The 19509-nt window shown below is 70.9% G+C and carries 19 protein-coding genes and 1 other RNA gene; 13 read left to right on the top strand and 7 right to left on the bottom strand.

What is annotated here, in order from left to right; genetic code table 11:
• Positions 1 to 240: 240 nt before the first annotated feature.
• The 5 genes from ftsE to ssrA all read left to right on the top strand — a co-directional run bounded on the left by ftsE (position 241) and on the right by ssrA (position 4296).
• Positions 241 to 930 (top strand): cell division ATP-binding protein FtsE, encoded by a 690-nt coding sequence (gene ftsE, locus ABCR83_RS23150; protein ID WP_462697058.1) that lies wholly within the window; start codon positions 241 to 243, stop codon positions 928 to 930.
• A 20-nt stretch (positions 931 to 950) separates the two neighbouring features.
• Positions 951 to 1862: a permease-like cell division protein FtsX gene (gene ftsX / locus ABCR83_RS23145; protein ID WP_462697057.1), complete on the top strand. Its 912-nt coding sequence runs from the start codon at positions 951 to 953 to the stop codon at positions 1860 to 1862.
• A gap of 76 nt (positions 1863 to 1938) precedes the next feature.
• Positions 1939 to 3123: a S41 family peptidase gene (locus ABCR83_RS23140; protein WP_462697056.1), complete on the top strand. Its 1185-nt coding sequence runs from the start codon at positions 1939 to 1941 to the stop codon at positions 3121 to 3123.
• A 180-nt stretch (positions 3124 to 3303) separates the two neighbouring features.
• Positions 3304 to 3810 (top strand): SsrA-binding protein SmpB, encoded by a 507-nt coding sequence (gene smpB / locus ABCR83_RS23135; RefSeq protein WP_462697055.1) that lies wholly within the window; start codon positions 3304 to 3306, stop codon positions 3808 to 3810.
• 116 nt (positions 3811 to 3926) lie between these two features.
• Positions 3927 to 4296, top strand: a transfer-messenger RNA (tmRNA) gene (ssrA, locus tag ABCR83_RS23130).
• 51 nt (positions 4297 to 4347) lie between these two features.
• Here ssrA and ABCR83_RS23125 read toward each other — a convergent pair.
• The 6 genes from ABCR83_RS23125 to ABCR83_RS23100 are packed head-to-tail and all read right to left on the bottom strand — an operon-like array spanning position 4348 to position 8977.
• Positions 4348 to 5526 (bottom strand): nitric oxide synthase oxygenase, encoded by a 1179-nt coding sequence (locus tag ABCR83_RS23125; protein WP_462697054.1) that lies wholly within the window; start codon positions 5524 to 5526, stop codon positions 4348 to 4350.
• Positions 5523 to 6779: an MFS transporter gene (locus tag ABCR83_RS23120; RefSeq protein WP_462697053.1), complete on the bottom strand. Its 1257-nt coding sequence runs from the start codon at positions 6777 to 6779 to the stop codon at positions 5523 to 5525. The genes ABCR83_RS23125 and ABCR83_RS23120 overlap by 4 nt, the downstream gene beginning before the upstream one ends.
• A gap of 36 nt (positions 6780 to 6815) precedes the next feature.
• Positions 6816 to 7487, bottom strand: coding sequence for an NUDIX domain-containing protein (locus ABCR83_RS23115; protein ID WP_462697052.1), 672 nt, complete (start codon positions 7485 to 7487; stop codon positions 6816 to 6818).
• Positions 7488 to 7490: 3 nt separating this feature from the next.
• Positions 7491 to 7994: an SLOG cluster 4 domain-containing protein gene (locus tag ABCR83_RS23110; protein WP_462697051.1), complete on the bottom strand. Its 504-nt coding sequence runs from the start codon at positions 7992 to 7994 to the stop codon at positions 7491 to 7493.
• Between the two features lie 23 nt (positions 7995 to 8017).
• Positions 8018 to 8347 carry a hypothetical protein gene (locus ABCR83_RS23105; protein ID WP_462697050.1) on the bottom strand — a complete coding sequence of 110 codons (330 nt, stop codon included), beginning with the start codon at positions 8345 to 8347 and terminating at the stop codon, positions 8018 to 8020.
• A gap of 9 nt (positions 8348 to 8356) precedes the next feature.
• A complete protein-coding gene (locus ABCR83_RS23100) occupies positions 8357 to 8977 on the bottom strand; it encodes a GTP cyclohydrolase I (protein WP_462697049.1) in 621 nt (206 codons plus the stop codon).
• Positions 8978 to 9407: 430 nt separating this feature from the next.
• Here ABCR83_RS23100 and ABCR83_RS23095 point away from each other — a divergent pair, with 430 nt between their 5' ends.
• The 3 genes from ABCR83_RS23095 to ABCR83_RS23085 all read left to right on the top strand — a co-directional run bounded on the left by ABCR83_RS23095 (position 9408) and on the right by ABCR83_RS23085 (position 11723).
• Positions 9408 to 10592 carry a hypothetical protein gene (locus ABCR83_RS23095; protein WP_462697048.1) on the top strand — a complete coding sequence of 395 codons (1185 nt, stop codon included), beginning with the start codon at positions 9408 to 9410 and terminating at the stop codon, positions 10590 to 10592.
• A gap of 196 nt (positions 10593 to 10788) precedes the next feature.
• A complete protein-coding gene (locus ABCR83_RS23090; RefSeq protein WP_462697047.1) occupies positions 10789 to 11025 on the top strand; it encodes a hypothetical protein in 237 nt (78 codons plus the stop codon).
• A 98-nt stretch (positions 11026 to 11123) separates the two neighbouring features.
• Positions 11124 to 11723, top strand: coding sequence for a CGNR zinc finger domain-containing protein (locus ABCR83_RS23085; protein ID WP_462697046.1), 600 nt, complete (start codon positions 11124 to 11126; stop codon positions 11721 to 11723).
• A 4-nt stretch (positions 11724 to 11727) separates the two neighbouring features.
• Here ABCR83_RS23085 and ABCR83_RS23080 read toward each other — a convergent pair whose 3' ends face one another.
• Positions 11728 to 12738, bottom strand: coding sequence for a CHRD domain-containing protein (locus ABCR83_RS23080; protein WP_462697045.1), 1011 nt, complete (start codon positions 12736 to 12738; stop codon positions 11728 to 11730).
• A gap of 286 nt (positions 12739 to 13024) precedes the next feature.
• Here ABCR83_RS23080 and ABCR83_RS23075 point away from each other — a divergent pair, with 286 nt between their 5' ends.
• The 5 genes from ABCR83_RS23075 to ABCR83_RS23055 all read left to right on the top strand — a co-directional run bounded on the left by ABCR83_RS23075 (position 13025) and on the right by ABCR83_RS23055 (position 19124).
• Positions 13025 to 13564: a sigma-70 family RNA polymerase sigma factor gene (locus ABCR83_RS23075; protein ID WP_462697044.1), complete on the top strand. Its 540-nt coding sequence runs from the start codon at positions 13025 to 13027 to the stop codon at positions 13562 to 13564.
• Positions 13561 to 14286, top strand: coding sequence for an anti-sigma factor family protein (locus ABCR83_RS23070; RefSeq protein ID WP_462697043.1), 726 nt, complete (start codon positions 13561 to 13563; stop codon positions 14284 to 14286). Before ABCR83_RS23075 ends, ABCR83_RS23070 begins: the two co-directional genes overlap by 4 nt.
• A 96-nt stretch (positions 14287 to 14382) precedes the next feature.
• Positions 14383 to 16761, top strand: a complete 2379-nt coding sequence (locus ABCR83_RS23065) for a HelD family protein (protein ID WP_462697042.1) — start codon at positions 14383 to 14385, stop codon at positions 16759 to 16761.
• A gap of 375 nt (positions 16762 to 17136) precedes the next feature.
• Positions 17137 to 18570, top strand: coding sequence for a malic enzyme-like NAD(P)-binding protein (locus tag ABCR83_RS23060; RefSeq protein ID WP_462697041.1), 1434 nt, complete (start codon positions 17137 to 17139; stop codon positions 18568 to 18570).
• 272 nt (positions 18571 to 18842) lie between these two features.
• On the top strand, positions 18843 to 19124 hold the full coding sequence (locus tag ABCR83_RS23055) for an HU family DNA-binding protein (protein ID WP_018542329.1): 282 nt from the start codon (positions 18843 to 18845) through the stop codon (positions 19122 to 19124).
• Positions 19125 to 19509: the final 385 nt, after the last annotated feature.

The following is a 19509-nucleotide window of genomic DNA, read 5'->3' as shown; positions in this document are numbered from 1 at the left end:
CCGCGAGGTTCCCCCTACCACTGTGCCAGCTTTCCCGCCGTTCGGCGCGGCCGGTCCCCCGATGCCCGGACGGCGTTCCGATTGTGCTCGGTTTGTCCCCGAAGGTGGCGGTGATAAACGCGCCGACACAGGATGCCGACTGCGCGTGCACGGGTCGTTCGCGTATGGTCACGCACACCGACGGGAGCCGCGAATGCGGCGTTCCGTGCCGCTCTCCAAGGTCGACGCGATGGTGCACTCGTGATCCGATTCGACAACGTCTCCAAGTCCTACCCGAAACAGAACCGCCCGGCGCTCCGTGACGTCTCGCTCGAGATCGAGAAGGGCGAGTTCGTCTTTCTCGTCGGCTCCTCGGGTTCCGGCAAATCCACCTTTCTCCGGCTTCTCCTGCGCGAGGAGCAGGCCAGCCACGGTCAGGTGCATGTGCTCGGCAAGGACCTGGCCAGACTCTCCAACTGGAAAGTGCCGCACATGCGACGCCAGTTGGGCACCGTCTTCCAGGATTTCCGCCTGCTGCCCAGCAAGACGGTGGCGGAGAACGTCGCCTTCGCCCTGGAGGTCATCGGCAAGCCGCGCGGCGAGATCCGCAAGGCCGTACCGCAGGTGCTCGACCTGGTGGGACTGGGCGGCAAGGAGAGCCGGATGCCCGGCGAGCTCTCCGGCGGTGAGCAGCAGCGGGTGGCCATCGCCCGGGCGTTCGTCAACCGTCCGCTGCTGCTCATCGCCGACGAGCCGACCGGCAACCTGGACCCGCAGACTTCCGTCGGCATCATGAAGCTGCTGGACCGGATCAACCGGACCGGGACCACCGTCATCATGGCCACCCACGACCAACAGATCGTGGACCAGATGCGCAAGCGTGTCATCGAACTCGAACAGGGCCGTCTCGTGCGCGACCAGTCGCGCGGCGTCTACGGCTACCAGCACTGAAAGGCACTGAGAGAACGCCCATGCGCGCGCAGTTCGTTCTGTCCGAGATCGGCGTCGGCCTCCGCCGCAATCTCACCATGACATTCGCGGTGATCGTCTCCGTCGCCCTGTCGCTCGCCCTCTTCGGCGGGTCGCTGCTGATGCGCGAGCAGGTCAGCACGATGAAGAGCTACTGGTACGACAAGGCCAACGTCTCGATCTACCTCTGCAACAAGTCCGGCTCCCAGGGCGCCGGCAACTGTGCCAAGGGCGCGGTCACCGAGGACCAGAAGAAGCAGATCAAGGTCGACCTCGAGAAGATGAACGTGGTCAAGAGCGTTCAATTCGAGACGGCGGACGAGGCGTTCAAGCACTACAAGGAACAGTTCAGCAAGACTCCGATCGCCGGTTTTGTCACCCCCGACCAGATGCAGGAGTCCTTCCGCATCAAGCTCAAGGACCCCACCCAGTACAGGGTCATCACGAGCGCCTTCACCAACCGCCCCGGGGTGCAGGAGGTGGCGGACCAGAAGGACACCCTGGAGAACCTCTTCAACCTGCTCAACGGCATGAACTTCGCGGCGCTCGGGGTGATGGCCCTGATGCTCGTCGTTGCGCTGATGCTGATCGTCAACACGGTCCGGGTCTCCGCGTTCAGCCGCCGCCGGGAGACGGGGATCATGCGGCTGGTCGGTGCCTCCAGCTTCTACATCCAGATCCCGTTCATCATGGAGGCGGCCGTCGCCGGCCTGCTCGGTGCGGGCCTCGCCTGTGTGATGCTCGCCTGCGGCCAGCACTTCCTGGTGGAGAACTGGCTTGCCCACCACATCGATGTGATCCAGTTCATCGGCTGGGGTTCGGTGTTGTCCAAGTTGCCGCTGGTGCTCGCCGTCGGTCTGCTGATGCCCGCGCTGGCCGCCTTTGTGGCCCTGCGCAAGTACCTCAAGGTCTAAGCGGACTTGGGGCGGCCGGAGCGCCGCAAGGGTCAACTCCCCATGCGGCGCCCGTCGGTGGCCTAGACTCTCGCGCATGCCCGGCCCGACGATGTTCGTCCCGCAGCGCCGCGTCCGTCGCGGTGCCGCTCTGACATTGGTCTTCGCCGGTGTGCTGGCGACGGGCGCGGCCACCGGCTCCTGGGGCGCGGACGGCCGGTACGCCCGCGACCCGGCCGACGTCCGTACGGCGGGGAAGCCGCTCGACAGGCGCGCGGCGGAAGCCGCGGAACAGGCCGCGCGGGACGGCAAGGACGGCACCGCGGCCGCCGCCGACGCGGTCAGCCGGGGCGGCGACCGGTGGAGCGCGGTCTACAGCGCCCGTGAATACCAGGGGTTCGAGCGCGCCCTCGACGGCGCGTACATCGGCGTCGGCCTCTCCGTGCGCCGGGTCGGCGACGGCCGGATCGAGGTGGACGACGTCCATCCGGCCAGCCCCGCCGAGCGCGCCGGGATCACGGCGGGCGACCGGCTGGTCGCCGTCGACCGGGTGCCGGTGACCGGGCACCCGGTCACCGAGGTCGTCTCCCGGCTGCGCGGCGACTTCGCCGGCGAACAGGCCGCACCCGGCACTCCGGTACGGCTCCAGCTCCGGCACGGTGACCGCCGCTCTGCACTGACACTGCACCGTGAGCGACTGCTCACCGAGAGTGTCATCGCGGACCGCTACCGCGACGGCGGGACGACCGCCACCCGGATCAGGGTCGGCTCCTTCATCAGGGGCACCGGGGTGCGGGTGCAGGACGTGATACGCGGGACGGCACCCGGCGAGGGCGTCCTGCTCGACCTGCGCGGCAACTCCGGCGGCCTGGTCACCGAGGCCGTCACCACCGCCTCCGCCTTCCTCGACGGCGGCCTGGTCGCCACCTATGACGTGCACGGCAGACGGAGATCCCTGCAGGCCCGCCCGGGCGGCGACATCAGACGGCCGCTGGTCGTCCTGGTCGACGGCGGCACCATGAGCGCCGGGGAACTGCTGGCCGGCGCCCTCCAGGACCGGGGCCGCGCCGTCCTGGTGGGCTCCCGCACCTTCGGCAAGGGTTCCGTGCAGATGCCCAGCCGGCTGACCGGCGGCTCGGTGGCCGAGCTGACCGTCGGCCACTACCGCACCCCCGCCGGGCATGCCGTCGACGGCCGCGGCATCACCCCCGACCTGATCGTCGAGGGCGATGCGGAGCCCCGGGCCCGCACAGTATTGGGTGGCCTGCGGACGGGGGCGTAGTGCGTGGCTGATGGGCCAGCCCGGGGCCCACGACGCCTGGCACGGCACCTCGCCGCGTTGTCGCATCACCCAAGTACGTCCAGTACGAGGGCAATGCTCCGCCTTGCGATGCACCGCACCAGACGCCGTGGACCCCGGGCTGGCCCATCAGCCACGCCCTGGTGCGAGAATGGCGGCACCATGGGAAAGCAATCCAAAGACAAAGAGACGGGTCGAAAACTCGTCGCGCAGAACAAGAAGGCGCGGCACGACTACCACATCCTCACCACCTATGAGTGCGGGATGGTGCTCACCGGCACCGAGGTCAAGTCGCTGCGCCAGGGCCGTTCCTCGCTGGCCGACGGCTTCGTCCAGATAGACGGCGGCGAGGCCTGGCTGCACAACGTCCACATCCCCGAGTACACCCAGGGCACCTGGACCAACCACAGCGCCCGCCGCAAGCGCAAGCTGCTGCTGCACCGTGTGGAGATCGACAAGCTGGCCGCCAAGGCGGACGAGTCGGGGCACACCGTCGTGCCGCTCGCGCTCTACTTCAAGGACGGCCGGGCCAAGGTCGAGATCGCCCTCGCCAGGGGCAAGAAGGAATACGACAAGCGGCAGACCCTGCGCGAGAAGCAGGACCGCCGGGAGTCGGACCGCGCGATCGCGGCGGCCCGCAGGCGTCAGCGGGCGAACGCCGCCCGGTAGTCCCCCTGAGGGAATGCGCTGGCACGGGCCGTCGTCGGTCACGTACGATGGACCACGCACACCCCACCAGGGTGCGCACCACCTTGAGCGGTGCTTGATAAAAAAACACCCAACATGGGGATGATCGGTTTCGACAGCGGATGTCGAAGCAGGGGAAGCGAGCCGAGGAAGCGGCAATGATCTCGTAAACCATATGCCGAAACCAATAATCGCCAACACCAAGCGCGATTCCTTCGCCCTCGCTGCCTAAGTAGCGACTTGCGAAGTGTCAGCCCGGGGCTGTTCCCGACCCGGATCCTGGCATCAGCTAGGGGACTAAACCACCAGGTCCGGCCACGGGACCTGGTGGGAAACCAAACAGTGGCTGGGCCCGTCGGAGACTTGTTCGCGTGATCTCCGGGGCCGAGAAAATCGCAGCGAACTGCGCTCGGAGAAGTCCTGATTCCGCACCGTTGGACGCGGGTTCGATTCCCGCCATCTCCACTCCCCATGAAAAGCCTCTGACCTGCGAAAATGCTAGCGGGTCGGAGGCTTTTTTCATGCCGTGGGGGCACTGCCGCCGTGCGGACCGGGGCACTTGACGGTGTTCGCGGAGGGCCCGGCGGGGCAGGTCCCGGTCTCCCGGGGGTGCAGGAACGCCGGGAGGCGCTGTTCGCCGTCGTAGTAGCGGTGGAAGACGGGGGTGGCGGCGCCCGAGAGGGGCGGCACGATCCACGACCAGTCGGCCCCGACCTGACGCCCGGCGCGCTCCTCGCGGGCGAGGTGGTCGAGGAAGCGGCGCGCCTCGGTGTGGTGGTCGCTCATGGCGACCCCCGCCCGCTCGAAGGAATGGAGCACGGCGACGTTCAGCTCCACCAGGGCCCGGTCCTTCCACAGCGAGCGGTCCCGGGAGGTGTCCAGGTGCATCAGCCGCGCGATGTGCGGCAGCAGGTCGTAGCGGCCGGTGTCGGCCAGGTTGCGGGCGCCGATCTCGGTGCCCATGTACCAGCCGTTGAAGGGGGCCAGGGGGTAGACCACGCCGCCGATCTCCAGTCGCATGTCGGAGACGGCCGGCACCGCGTACCAGCGCAGGCCCAGCCGGGCGAACCAGCTGAACTCCGGGTGTTCGAGGGGCACTTGGAGCACGGCCGGGTCCGGCAGGTCGAACCAGCGTGGCTTCTCGCCGCGGCCCTCCACGACGAGCGGCAGTACGTCGAACGGGGTGCCCGGGCCGCCGGGCCAGCCCAGGCTCCGCGCGAGGGCGGTGATCTCCAGGCTCGCCGGGTCGCCCAGGACGGAGCCGTCGGGGCGCGGGTAGCCCGCGTAGCGGACGAGCTGGGCGTTGTGGATGCGCGGCCCCGGCCGTCCCGGGGTGTCGGGGGCGAAGACGGTGACGCACGGGCGTATCCGTCCGCCGTTGGTCGCCTGCCGCAGGTGCCGGACGGCCTCCTCGACGATCTGCTCGGCGCCGTCGGCGCCGGCGGCACCGTCGATGTGCCGCCGGTCCCGAACCGTCAGGGAGCGCCAGTACAGCCGGCCGATGCAGCGGTTGCTGTTGCGCCAGGCGACTCTGGCCCCGAACTCCAGCTCCTGTGGTGTGTGCCGGTAGGTCCCGGTGCGGGAGATCTCCGCGGCCACCTCCGCCAGCCGCCGTTGCGGCGGGCCCGCGGCGGGGTTCTCCCGGTGGTGGAGCCGGATGAATTCCTCCGCCAGGGCGCGGACGGTCTCCGGCGTCATGGCGTACGGCTCTGCGGCGAGCGGGGAGTTCCGGTCCGCGCCGCGCCCGCCGTGCCCGGCTCTGCGGGCGGCCGGGACCGCAGCGAGGAGACCAGCCACAGCGCGGTCGTGGCCGCCCCGAACGCCGACCCCAGGAGCGCGACCCCGGTCCAGCCCCACCGGGCCCAGGCCAGCGAGGCGAGCGCCGAACCCACCGCCCCCGCCAGGAAGTACGTCGTCATATAGGCCGAGGTGAGCCGGGACCTGGCTTCGGGCGCGAGGCGGTAGATCTCGCTCTGGTTGGTGATGTGCATCCCCTGGGCGGCCAGGTCGAACACGACGATGCCGAGCACGAGGACCGGCAGCAGCGTGCCGCCGAACCCGAGGGGAATCCACACCAGGAGCAGCAGCAGTGCGGTGACGCCGGTGACGGGGGCCGCCAGCCCGCGGTCGGCCAGCCGGCCGGCCCGGGCCGCGGCCAGCGCCCCCGCCAGCCCGGCCAGGCCGAACAGGCCGATGGCACCGGTCGAGTAGCCGTAGGGAGGCGCGGACAGCAGGAAGGACAGGGCGGTCCACAGCACGCTGAACGCCGCGAAGGACAGTGCCCCGTAGGCCGCCCGCAGTCGCAGCACCGGCTCCCGGGCGAGCATCGTGAACACCGAGGCGACCAAACGTCGATAACCCGGCGCGCCCGTCTCCTGGTATGCGGGCAGCACTGCCCGGGCCGCCACGGCCAGCAGGATCATCATGCCCGCCGCCCACCAGTAGACCGCGTGCCATCCGGCCCACTGTGCGACGGCACCTGCCACGGTCCGCGCGAAGAGGATGCCGCACAGCAGCCCGGCCATGACCGTGCCCACCACCTGCCCGCGCCGGCCGGGAGCGGCCAGGGAGGCGGCATAGGGCACCATCACCTGGGTGACGACGGAGCACAGCCCCACCAGCCCCGCTCCCACCAGCAGGACGGCCTCCGAACCGGCGCTCGCCATCAGCACGAGGCCGGCCGAACAGGCCGCGCACAGGCCGACGATGAGCCGGCGCCGTTCGAGCAGGTCGCCGAGCGGAAGGACGAGGAGCAGAGCCAGGGCGTACACGCTCTGCGCCACGGTGACCAGCAGGCCGGCCTGTCCTGCGGGCAGGTCGAAGTCGCGGCCGATGGCGCCGAGCAGCGGCTGCACATAGTAGTTGTTGGCCACGGACAGGCCGGTCCCCACGGTGAGCAGCGTGATCGCGCCGCGCCCCGGGCCGGCGTCAGGTGCGGTGGGTCCGGTCATGAGCGCCGTCCCGGCCGGGACGGGCTGTGCGGTTCGTCATGGCCGGTCAACTGTTCCTCCACGCCCAGCCCTTGCCAGCGGGGGTGGACGAGGACCTCGTCGTGGGGGAGTGCGCAGCCCAGGAGAAAGCCGCCCAGGGCCGCCACGCGCGTGGGCTCTCCCCCGGACCTGCTGGGCCCGCAGCAGGCGCCGGATCTCCGGGCCGTCCGCGGGAGTTGCCTCCCGCACGCGCGGCCCCGCCGACGGGCCGTGGGGCGCGTCGTGCAGCACGTCCCGGAGGACGGCGGCGTGGTCGAAGGCGAACCGCCCCTCCGCTGCGGCGTCGGGAAAGGCGTCCGGGCGCGGGGGCAGGGGCTGCCACCACGCGTCGGCTGCGTCGTCGCCGCCGCGGACGCCCGGCAGGACGGGCAGCAGCACCGCGTACACCAGGCTCACATGGCGGCCCCGGGGGTCGCGGTCCGGTGCGGTGTGCCAGGACACCGGGACGAGCTCCGTGCCGGTGATGTGCACCCCCGTCTCCTCCCGCAGCTCCCGGCAGGCCGCGGCCGGCGCGTCCTCCTCGGTACCGACCTTGCCGCCGGGCAGTGCCCAGCGGTCCCGGAACGGCTCGGTCCCCCTGCGGATCAGCAGGACGTGCCAGCCGTTCCCGGCACTGTCCCCGGCGTGGGCCAGTATGGCCAGGTCGACGGTCAGGACGACGGCGCCCACCGGCTATCCGCGGGTCTCGGCGGCGGCTTTGGCGAATGCTCCCAGCCGGTCGGCGAGTTCGGCCGTGGACGACAGGTACTCGACCCCGGGGAGCCGGGTGGTGTGGTCCCCGACCGCCCACACGGTCTTCTCCGCGTCGAGGGCAATGATCATCTCCTGGAGCGAGCCGTGCGAGCCGGGGACGGCGATCATGGCACCGGCCACGTTGGCCAGCACGATGTTGCGGCCGTTCGCGGTCAGCCCGGTGTCCAGCACGAGGTCCGCCCCCGCGTACGGGGAGGTCGTGCGGTTCGCCGCGCCCGGCAGCAGGCTCAGCACCCGGCCGCCGCGCTCCTTGGCGCCGCGCGCGGCGGCCTCCATCGCGCCCCCGAGGCCGCCGGTCACCAGGAGACAGCCGGGCTGTCGGGCCACGATCCCGCCCACCTCGTGGGCCAACTCATAGATGTGCGACGGGCAGTTGCGTCCCTTGCCGACGACGGCGACGAAGGTGTCCGGCCATTTTTCCACGGTGCTGTCAGTCCTTTGTGCTGTCAGTCCTTCTTGCGGATGCCGAGGGCGAAGAGCGCGTCGACGAAGCCGATAAGACGTTTCTCCCGGCTGATCTTCTGCGAGGTGCCGGGGTGCTCACCCTCGGCCTCGTAGCGGCGTATGCGCTCCTTCGACAGGGCGACCAGCCTCCGGCCGATCTCCCGGAACTCTTCCGGGGTGATCCGTCCCCCGTCAAGGGCCGATGTGCACCGTTCGTAGGCCGCCAGGGGGCCGACCGTGTGGACGGAACAGGTCTGCAGCGCCTGCCGCATCTGGTTGGCCAGCTGCTGCACGTCGTCCGCCGGGGGTTTGGGCTGCGGTCCTCGGTCCATGCACGCCACCTACCTCCCCAGGAAGGCGGGTTTCTCCGCGACCGCGCTCTGCCAGAGCGGCTGCCAGTGGCACGCCTCGCGCAGCACACCGCGCCGCTCGAACACCGTGACGACCTCCTGGCTGGGGGCGTTGGTCCGCAGCGCGATGCAGCAGTGGGCGCTGCGCAGCACCAGGCCGATGCCCTTCGGCTGCAGCCGCGCCTCCAGGAAGTTCACCGCGTCCACGACCAGGCGCTCGTTGAGCTGTGGCTGGCGGGCGAGGTAGTTGAGGCCCTTCTTGAGCTTGGAGTAGCCGGCCACCTTGCGGTCGGGGACGTAGCCGAGGTGGGCGACCCCGAAGGCGGGGGCCAGATGATGTTCGCACAGGGACACGTAATGCACGTCGTTGACAAGGATCAGGTCCTGCATCCCGGGGTTGTCGAAGACCTTGAAGTCCTCTTCGATGTCGATGTCACCCGGGTTGATCGTCTGGGCGTACAGCTCCGCCACCCGGCGCGGGGTCTGTGCCATCACCTCGCTCTTGTCGCCCTGGCCGAGACCGCGCAACAGCTCGCCGATGGCGTTCTCGATCACATCCACATCCACCGGCTTGGGGGGAAGCGGTGAATGCGCCTGCGGGACTTCCGCCATGGTGCCGCCCTTCAGGCAGAACCGGTCACCCCGCTGCCCATGGGCACGGGGATGCGCCGGAGTTCGTCAGGTGGGTGATGCATGAACGGTCGTTCGTCAGGCTAGGAACGGCGCCGATCTCTCGTCAACAGGTGTGCAAGCGGGAGCTAAAAGTCTTATAAATCGGTGGATGGTGTGCCGAGGGCTGAGCGTCCTGGAGGTCGGGAAGGGGGCCCGGGTTCATGATCGTTTGTGCCCCTTGTGGGAGCATCGGCCCTGCTAACGTGGGTTGTCGCGGTATCGGCTTGTGTCAGCCCGTCTACTCGTATCCCATGTGAGGCAGAGGCCCCACCGCTTTCGGCGGTGGGGCCTCTGCCGTACGTGTGACCGAGCTACGCGCAACCGAGGAGCCGGACCGGCCCTCTCACTAGGTGACAAAGGGGGTGGCACGATGAACTGGACGCGGACGGCCGTGGTCGCGACAGCTGCCGGCGCGCTGCTGCTGACCGGCGGTGCCACCGCATTCGCCGACGACGGCGTGCAGGTGCTGATCAATGGCGATTCGGACAACCGGCCCGGGGAGCTGGTCGACATCGATGTGCGCGGGGCCAAGGACGAGCCGGTCGTCTCCTCGCCGGTCTTTCCGCGTCCGGTGCGGCTGACCGTGCACGACGGCGAGGGCGTCCGGGGGCGGGTGGCGGTCGGGATGCGGGTCAAGCCCGGGTGGTACCCGCTCACCGTCAAGGTCGGCGGTCGGGTGGTGGCCAAGGAGCGGATCGGAGTGAAGGCGCCGGTGCGGCCGGTCTTCCGGGTGACCGCGCCCGATGAAGTGATCCGGCCGGGCGAACAGTTCGGGATGAGCTTCGACGATCTGTATCCGGGCGAGACCGGCAACTCCTTCACCGTGACCTCGCCCGTCCTCCCCGCCCCGGTGCGGCTGAAGCACGACCCCGAGGGAAGCGACTGGAACAACCCCCGGTTCTTCGCCGCCCTGGTGACCCTGCCGCGCACGGCGAAGGACGGCACCTACAAGGTCACGCTCACCGGCCCGGGTGGCCGGGTCATCGACGAGAAGCCGCTGCGGGTGGGGGCCGCCGAGCCGAGCGACAGCGACTATCTGGGCCGGGCTCGCGGCCCCGCCTTCTACACCCCCTCCGGCAGCCCCGAGCAGGCCCGCGCCCGAGGGCACCGGGTGGGCGCCGGCGGGACGGTCAATGTGCTGTGGCGCGACGCCTCTCCCGACCCGGGCGAGGAGGAGCAACTGACCGCCACCTCCCCGGCCTTCGAGCACCCGGTGCAGCTCAGGCGAGATGACAGCAAGGCCGCGGACGGCGACGATCCGCGCTTCTTCGGCCCGGCGCGCATCCGCAAGGACCTGGGGGCCGGGGAGTACCCGGTCACCGTCATAAGCCACCACGGCCGGGTGAAGAAGACCGAGAAGCTGGTCGTCACGGCCGCCGTGGCCAAGGCCACGGTGACGCCCGCGGCCGCCGGGTCCGCTGCCGGGAGCGGCGGTCCGGGCGGCTCGGACAACACGGTCCTGATCACGGCCGTCGGCGGCGGTGCGCTGGCCGGGGCGGTGCTCGGCGGTGTGCTGGTCCGGCGACGGCACCGGCGCGGCGCGAGCGCCCGCTAGCGGGCCGGTCCGGGGATCCGCGGACGGGCGCACCCGCCGGTCGTCCGGTGTGGTGCCGGCTCACCTGGGGCTGACGGCTGCGCCGGACATCGACCGTGTCCCGCGGGGCGGCGGTGGCGGGTGCCGCTTGCCGGGGTCCGCCGAAGGGGTTGACAATGCTGGGGAGTCGACTTTTCGATCGATCGGGAGGCGCACCATGGCGGGATTTCTGGACCGGGCCAAGGAGCAGGCGCAGCAAGCGCTGCAGCAGGGCAAGCAGAAGGTCGATGAGGTGCAGCAGCAGCGGGCGGGCAATGACCTGCTGAGGAAGGTGGGGGCCGCCTATTACGCGGAGAAGCGGGGGAGCGGGACGCCGGAGGCCACCGAGAGTGCGCTGTCCGCGCTGGAGGCCCACATCAGCGCGCATGGTGACGGGTTCCTGAGGGGCGCCTGAGGGCTGATTCCCAGCTGCCCCAGGGGTTCCGGGTGGCCGTCTCGCCGGGCACCCTGGGAGTGGCGTACCTCCTCCCACCGGGAAAAGGTGACACGCACATGGCGGCGGCCTCCCACGATCTGCGGTTCGACTCCGGGCGGTTGTGCCTGGATCTGGTGGCCACGGTGGCCGGGCGGCCCGGCGCGGAGCCGGTCGAGCGGCTGGGCACCCCCGAGCGGCTGCGGGCCTGGCTGGTGGGCTCCGGGAGCGTGCCCCCGGGCGCCTCGCTGGATGCGGTGGACGCGGCCTGGCTCGGGTGCTTCCACGCGGTGCGCGAGCTGCTGCACCGGGTCGTCCATGCCGAGGCCGGGACCGGTGGGCGGGCCGCCGACCGGGATCTCGAGCGGGTGAATGCCCTCGCGTCCACCGCGCCGCCCGTACTGCACGCGGTCAGGGGCGCCGACGGCGGTCTGGTACGGGCCGTCGCCGGCGCCCCCGAGTGTGCCGCCCTGGTGGGCCTGGTGGCCCGGGACGCCGTGGAGCTGCTGACCGACCCGGCCGTGCGCGGCCTGCTGCGGCAGTGCGAGGGCGAGACCTGCACGCTGCTCTACCTCGACACCTCGCGGGGGCGCCGTCGTCGCTGGTGTTCCAGCGAGGTGTGCGGCAACCGCGAGCGGGTGGCGCGGCACCGGAAGCGAGTGCTCAACGGCCAGGCCTGAGCGGCTACTTGGCGATGAACAGATAGTCGGCCCGGTACGGCACCGCGATCCGGGGTTGCCGGTGCGGGTCGCAGGCGCCGGTCGGGGCCACGCCGCCGTGGGTGTTCAGGCGCAGCACCTCGCCGGTCGAGGCGAGCAGGCCGCGCGGTTCGCCGGAGGAGTCGGCGGCGAGGTCGAGCTCGGGGATGTTCGTATCGCCGTTGGGCAGCCGGCCGAGGAGCTTGCCGGTGACGGCGGAGCGGTCGGGTGCCACCCACTGCGGGGCGCCGCCGGGGCGGGTGGAGGAGTGGACGATGTCCTGGCCGAGGGTGGCGCGGACATCGTTCTGGGTGAAGGCGAAGGTACCGTCGTCCTGCCTGGCGCAGGTGTAGATCTGGCTGCCCCGGACCACTGGCGCGGCAAGGCTGTTGAGCGCCTGGTTCATGTCGAGCGGGCGGTCGAGTTTGTGCAGCTGGCCGCGTACCGCGCCGCCGGGGAATTTCTCGGTGTGCAGGTTGACATAGAAATCGCCGGGGGTGGCGCCGACCGCCTCCAGCAGGCGCATGTCGGTGACCTTCACCGTGCCGGTTGCGAAGCTGCGGCCGTCCGGCAGTTTCCGGGTGAAGAAGGGAATCCGCACCTCGCCGTTCCTGCCCCGCACCCCCTGATGGAGGTGGCCCATGGTGGGTGTCCCGATGCCGTGGAAGGAGAAGGCGAAGGACACCCGGTCGCCCTGGACGCGCATCACGGCGAGGGCGTGTCCGTTCGGGTCGCCCACGGCCGGACCGCCGGGCACGGGGACCTCCTGGTCGCCGCCGAGGCTGCCCGCGAAGAAGGTCGCGTTGCGGGTGGCGGCGGTGTCGTCGATGGTGTCAAGTGCGCTGTCCGCGTTGGCTGTCGGCCGATGGAGCGGGTGCTCCGGGCCCTGTTGGTCCTCGGATGTGTCGCCGTCCGGGAGGGACATGCCGAAGGCGGTGCCCGCGGCGATCGCGGCCACAGCGGTGGCGGTGGTGAAGATGACGCTGCTGCGCTTCATGGTGACGTCCCCCTGTCGTACCGGTGCTCCCTGCACCGGTCTCTCCCGGGAGTCGTACGGCTGCCGGGGCGTGAGTGCTCAGCCGGTTTTTGAGGGCACAATCACAGGGATTCCATTGAACATCCCGGCCAGTGGATCCGTATGGGGCGGGGAAGTTCAAGATTCTTTCGCGAATTCGGCCGCCGGCGATGAACGGTTCGTTTCCCGTGCTCGTACTCCTGGTCGAGGTGACCCGGGTCAGGGCCCCGGGAATCACCGAATCGTCCTATCGACCCAGGGGAATGCCTTGCGCAAGGATGCCGGAGTGGCAGACCGGACGCGCCCTGACGAAGAGCTGATGCGAGCTCTCTACGAGGAACACGCCGCAGCCCTTCTCGCCTTTGTCTCCCGGCTGGTGGCGGGGGACCGGCAACGAGCCGAGGACGTCGTCCAGGAGACCCTGCTGCGTGCCTGGCGCAATGCCGACCGGCTGCGCGGAGCCACCGGTTCCGTACGGCCCTGGCTGGTGACCGTCGCCCGGCACATCGTCATCGACAGCCACCGGAGCCGGCAGGCGCGGCCCCGGGAGGTCGACCCCGGGCCGCTCGAACAGCTGCCCGCGGCGGACGAGATCGACCGGGCACTGCGCCTGATGACGATCTCCGACGCGCTGCGCGATCTGTCCCAAGCCCATCGAGAGGCCCTGATTGAGACCTATTTCAAAGGACGCACGGTGAGCGAAGCGGCCGAGGAGCTGGGTGTACCGGCCGGGACGGTACGGTCCCGGGTCTTCTACGCCCTGCGTTCCATGAAGCTCTCGCTCGAGGAACGGGGAGTGACGGCATGACCGAGCCGACTCGACACACGGACGTGGGCGCCTATGCGCTCGGCGTCCTCGAGGCGGCCGAGGCGGCCCGCTTCGAGGAGCACCTCGCCGAGTGTCCGGAGTGCGCCGTGGAACTCGAGGAGCTGATGGACCTGCCCCCGCTGCTGGCCGGGTTCAAGGAGTCGGGCGCCGCCCTTCCGGAGCCCGGGCCGCGGCTGCTGGACCGGCTGATCGTGGATGTCACGGGCGTCCGCCGGGTGCAGCGCACCCGCCGGCTGCTGTTCGCGGCGGCGGCCTCGGTGCTGGTGGTCACCGGGCCGCTGGCCGCCGTGGTCGTCACCTCGCAGGACGACTCCGGCCACAACGGCACCAGTGCGGCCCGGCAGATGTATGAGCACGGCGACAAGTACAGCGCGGTCGACCCGGTGACCAGGGCCGCCGCGAGCGTCTCGCTGGAGAGCAAGCCCTGGGGCACCCATGTCGCCCTCAAGCTGGGCAATGTCACCGGCCCGGAGACCTGCGCCCTGGTGGCGGTGGGCCACAACGGGCAGGAGCAGACGGTCACCACCTGGGCGGTGCCGCCCTCCGGCTACGGGATGGACAAGGGCGTCGACAGCAAGTCCTACCCGGAGGGCAAGGAGCCGCTCTACACCCACGGCGGCACGGCCTTCAACCGCAAGGACATCGCCCGCTTCGAGGTCCGCACGCTCGCCGGAAAGCACCTCGCGACCGTCAACGTATGACCTTCGTGCCAAACCTCTCATGTCCTGACAGGTGCGCTCAGTACCCCTGTTCGCGTACGGTTGAAGGCTGCCCTACGCACACAGAAGGGGGCCTGGGTGGCCGCGCAGAACGCCACACGCGCGCACGTGGCGACGGAGACCGGGACCGAGCATCCGGACGGTGTCCGCGACCGTGAGATCGGTGCCGAACAGCACCATCTGGACCGGGTGTACCGGCGCCTCGAGGAGAAGATCCACGAGGCGGAGTTCCTCATGGACGACGCCGCCAAGCGCGGCCAGGTCGGCACACCGGGGGCGCTCGCCGAGCGCGACGCCCAGGTGTTCCGCGCCGGAGTCCATCTCAACCGGCTGAACAGCGAGTTCGAAGACTTCCTCTTCGGCCGGATCGACCTGCTGCCCGGCAAGGACGGCAAGAAGGGACCGGACGGGGCGTACACCTCCGTCGAGCCCGCCGAGGACGCGGTCCGCGACGAGCGGGCGGAGATCGCCGAGACGCTGCACATCGGCCGCATCGGCGTGCTGGACGCCGACTACGCCCCGCTGGTCATCGACTGGCGGGCGCCCGCCGCCGCGCCCTTCTACCGGGCGACACCGGTGGCGCCCGGCCGGGTGGTGCGCCGCCGGGTCATCCGGTCCAAGGGCCGCAAGGTGCTCGGCGTGGAGGACGACCTGCTGCGCCCGGAGCTGACCACCACCCTGGACGGGGCGGCGCTGCCCGTGGTGGGCGACGGCGCGCTGATGGCGGCTCTGGGGCAGGCCCGCAGTCACACCATGCGGGACATCGTTTCTTCGATCCAGGCCGAGCAGGACCTGGTGATCCGCGCCCCCGCGGCGTCGGTGACCGAGGTCGAGGGCGGTCCGGGCACCGGCAAGACCGCGGTCGCCCTGCACCGCGCCGCCTACCTGCTCTACCAGGACCGGCGGCGGTACGCGGGCGGCATCCTGGTGGTCTCGCCGACCCCGCTGCTGGTCGCCTACACCGAGGGCGTGCTGCCCTCGCTGGGCGAGGAGGGGCAGGTCGCGATCCGCGCGGTGGGTGCACTGGTGGACGGGGCCGAGGCGGACACCTACGACGAACCGGCCGTCGCCCGGATCAAGGGCTCCGCGCGGATGCGGAAGGTGCTGCGCAAGGCGGTGCACGGAGCGCTGGACGTGCCGTCGGCCGGTTCCGCGGGCCTGCCGGAGCGGCTGCGGGTGGTGGCCTTCGGCGCCCGGCTGGAGCTGGGCGCCGATGAGCTGCGGCGCATCCGGCAGAGCGCGCTGGGCGGGAGTGCGCCGGTCAACCTGCTGCGCCCGCGCGCCCGTCGGCTGATCCTGGACGCCCTGTGGGCCAGGGCGGGCGGCTCCCGGCGCTATACCGACCCCGAACTCGCCGCGGAGGCGCGGGCCGCGTTCGACGAGGACATCACGACCGAGGACGCCTTCATCGACTTCCTCGCCGCCTGGTGGCCCGAGTTGACGCCGCGTCAGGTATTGGCCGCGCTGGCCGATGAACGCCGCCTGTCGCGCTGGTCGCGCCGGGTGCTCAACCCGCGTGAAGTGCGGCTGCTGGCACGCTCGTTGGGGCGGCTGGACGCCCGGGGCAAGGGGCCGCTGTCGGTGCACGACGTGGCGCTGCTGGACGAGTTGGAGACGCTGCTCGGCGCCCCCGCCCAGCCCCGCAGGCCGCGCGAGGCCGATCCGCTGGACCATCTCACCGGGCTGGAGGAGCTGATGCCGGTCCGTTCCGAGTCCCGGCGCGAGCGGGCCGAGCGGCTGGCACAGGAGCGCCGGGACTACGCCCATGTCATCGTCGACGAGGCGCAGGACCTGACGCCCATGCAGTGGCGGATGGTGGGCCGCCGCGGCCGCCACGCCACCTGGACGATCGTCGGCGACCCGGCGCAGTCCTCCTGGTCCGACCCGGACGAGGCGGCCGAGGCCCGTGACGAGGCGCTGGGCACCCGCCCGCGCCGCCGCTTCCGGCTCACGGTCAACTACCGGAACCCGGCGGAGATCGCGGAGCTGGCGGCGAAGGTGCTGGCGCTGGCGATGCCGGGCATGGAGTCCCCGGCGGCCGTCCGCTCCACCGGCGTCGAGCCCCGGTTCTCCGTGGCGGCCAGCGGCCTGGCCGCCTCCGTCCGGGACGAGGTGGCGCACCTGCTGGCCGAGGTGGACGGCACCATCGGCGTGGTGGTCCCGATGAGCCGCCGGGCCCAGGCCCGCGGCTGGGTGAGCGGGCTGGGTGTGGGGGTCTCCCCGGCCGGGCGAAGCCGGGACCGGGGGAGGGTGGTGGTGCTCGGCAGCCTGGAGGCCAAGGGTCTGGAGTACGACGCGACGATCGTGGTCTCGCCCGCCGAGATCGCCGACGAGTCCCCGGCGGGCCTGCGGGTGCTCTATGTGGCGCTCACCCGGGCCACCCAGCGGCTGACGGTGCTGGCGGGGGAGCGGGACGAGCCGGATGAGCACGGGGTGCCGGACCTGCTCCGGGACTGATCCACTCCGCTTGGCGGCTGCCGGAATCACTTTCCGGGGGCGTTTGTTAGCCTGAGTACGGCACCGGCCCGATCCAAGCCCCCGGGCCCAACCTTCGTCGCTTCGAGCGACCACTTGCCGCGAGGCGAGCATGGCGGGTCGGTGTCACAGGCGTTCCGACGGGCGCCCGGTTCCACGGCGCGTATGTGGAGCGGGGCGCCCGTCGCGTTTGCGCCGGAGGGAGCGTGCGCCCCCATGCCGCTCTCGTATGGCGAAAGACACCTTCCGGAATGCCCGGCTGGTTACCGTCTACCCGCCGGTAGGTGGGACGATCGAACGTCCCGCGGACACCGCGCGGCACAACGTGATCAGGAAAGAGAACAGGGGAAAGCGGCCATGGCAACGGCGCCTAGCGTCTCGTACTCGATGACGGTCCGGCTGGAAGTCCCGGCGAGCGGGACCGCGGTCAGCCAGCTCACCACGGCCGTGGAGTCCTCCGGCGGATCGGTGACCGGCCTCGACGTCACCGCCTCCGGCCACGAGATGCTGCGCATCGACGTCACCATCGGCGCGACCTCCACCGCGCACGCCGACGAGATCGTACGCGAGCTGCGCGGCATCGAGGGCGTCACGGTCGGCAAGGTCTCCGACCGCACCTTCCTGATGCACCTCGGCGGCAAGATCGAGATGGCCTCCAAGCACCCCATCCGCAACCGTGACGAGCTCTCCATGGTCTACACCCCCGGAGTGGCCCGGGTGTGCATGGCGATCGCGGAGAACCCCGAGGACGCCCGCCGCCTGACCATCAAGCGCAACTCGGTGGCCGTGGTCACCGACGGCTCCGCCGTGCTCGGCCTGGGCAACATCGGCCCCAAGGCCGCGCTGCCCGTCATGGAGGGCAAGGCGGCCCTCTTCAAGCGCTTCGCCGGCATCGACGCCTGGCCGATCTGCCTGGACACCCAGGACAGCGACGCCATCGTGGAGATCGTCAAGGCCATCGCCCCCGGCTTCGCGGGCATCAACCTGGAGGACATCTCCGCGCCCCGCTGCTTCGAGATCGAGGCCCGGCTGCGCGAGGCCCTGGACATCCCGGTCTTCCACGACGACCAGCACGGCACCGCCATCGTGGTGCTCGCCGCGCTCACCAACGCGCTGCGGGTGGTGGAGAAGTCCATCGGCGACGTACGGGTCGTCATGTCCGGCGCGGGCGCGGCCGGTACGGCCATCCTCAAGCTGCTGATCGCCGCCGGGGTGAAGCACGCCGTGGTCGCCGACATCCACGGCGTGGTGCACGCGGACCGCGAGGACCTGGTCTCCGCCGACCCCGGCTCCGCGCTGCGCTGGATCGCCGACAACACCAACCCCGAGAGCATCACCGGCACCCTCAAGGAGGCCGTGCGCGGCGCCGATGTCTTCATCGGCGTCTCGGCCCCCAATGTCCTGGGCGCCGAGGACGTGGCCGCGATGGCCGACGGTGCCATCGTCTTCGCGCTCGCCAACCCCGACCCCGAGGTGGACCCGGCGATCGCCCGGCAGACCGCCGCCGTGGTCGCCACCGGCCGTTCGGACTTCCCCAATCAGATCAACAATGTGCTGGTTTTCCCGGGTGTCTTCCGCGGCCTGCTGGACGCCCAGTCGCGCACGGTCAACACCGAGATGATGCTGGCGGCCGCCACAGCGCTCGCCGATGTGGTCACCGAGGACGAGCTGAACGCGAATTACATCATCCCCAGCGTCTTCAACGACAAGGTCGCCGGAGCGGTCGCCGGAGCCGTCCGGGAGGCCGCCAAGGCCGCCGGAGGAGCTGTGACGGCCACCACGACCGTCTGATCACGGCGCGTCGCGTGGCGCGTGGCTCCGGCACCCCCCATAAGGTGTCGGGCAGAAATCGGGCCGCAAAACGCGGCCACATCCGAGGCTGTGGCGCTTTCCGTGTGACTCTCCAGGGTGCCGGATTGGCTTTCCCGCCACTGGTGGGGGCAGGATGCGTAACCGGGCGCGAGGGTCCGGCAACGGACCCGGGTCCGGGGACTGTCCGAGGGCCCTGGCAGCATCGGCTTCGATCTCACGCCTCATTGGCAAGAAGAACACGGGAGTACAACATGAACCGCAGTGAGCTGGTGGCCGCTCTGGCCGACCGTGCCGAGGTGACCCGCAAGGACGCCGACGCCGTTCTGGCCGCCTTCGCCGAGACCGTCGGCGAGATCGTCGCCAAGGGCGACGAGAAGGTGACCATCCCCGGCTTCCTGACCTTCGAGCGCACCCACCGTGCCGCTCGCACCGCCCGCAACCCGCAGACGGGCGAGCCGATCCAGATCGCTGCCGGTTACAGCGTGAAGGTCTCCGCGGGCTCCAAGCTCAAGGAAGCCGCCAAGGGCAAGTAGGCCTGGGCGCTGTGCTCAGCGCCGGAAAGGGCGGCCACCCCGGGTGGGGTGGCCGCCCTTTGGCGCGTCTGGCGGGGCGTCAGGGCGGGTGCCGTGCCCCGGCCCCGCCCTTTCACCGTTTCCTCCGGGGGCAAGCCCCCGGCCCCCGCAACGCGGCTGCGCCGCGTTCGTCCTCAATCGCCGGACGGGCTGAAGTAGCCCGACCCCGCGTCAGGAGCCGTTGGGGAGTTCCACGTTCGCCCCCAGACTCCGCAGCTTCTGCATGCTGTGTCTTCCCGGGGGATGACCCCCGGACCCCCAGCCGGGGCGTCGCCGTGGTTCGCCGCGTCGGTCAGGAGCCGTTGGGGAGTTCCACGTTCGCCCCCAGACTCCGCAGCTTCTGCAT

It is taken from the genome of Streptomyces xingningensis (assembly GCF_054957865.1).
This window is presented reverse-complemented; position numbering and strand designations above follow the sequence as displayed.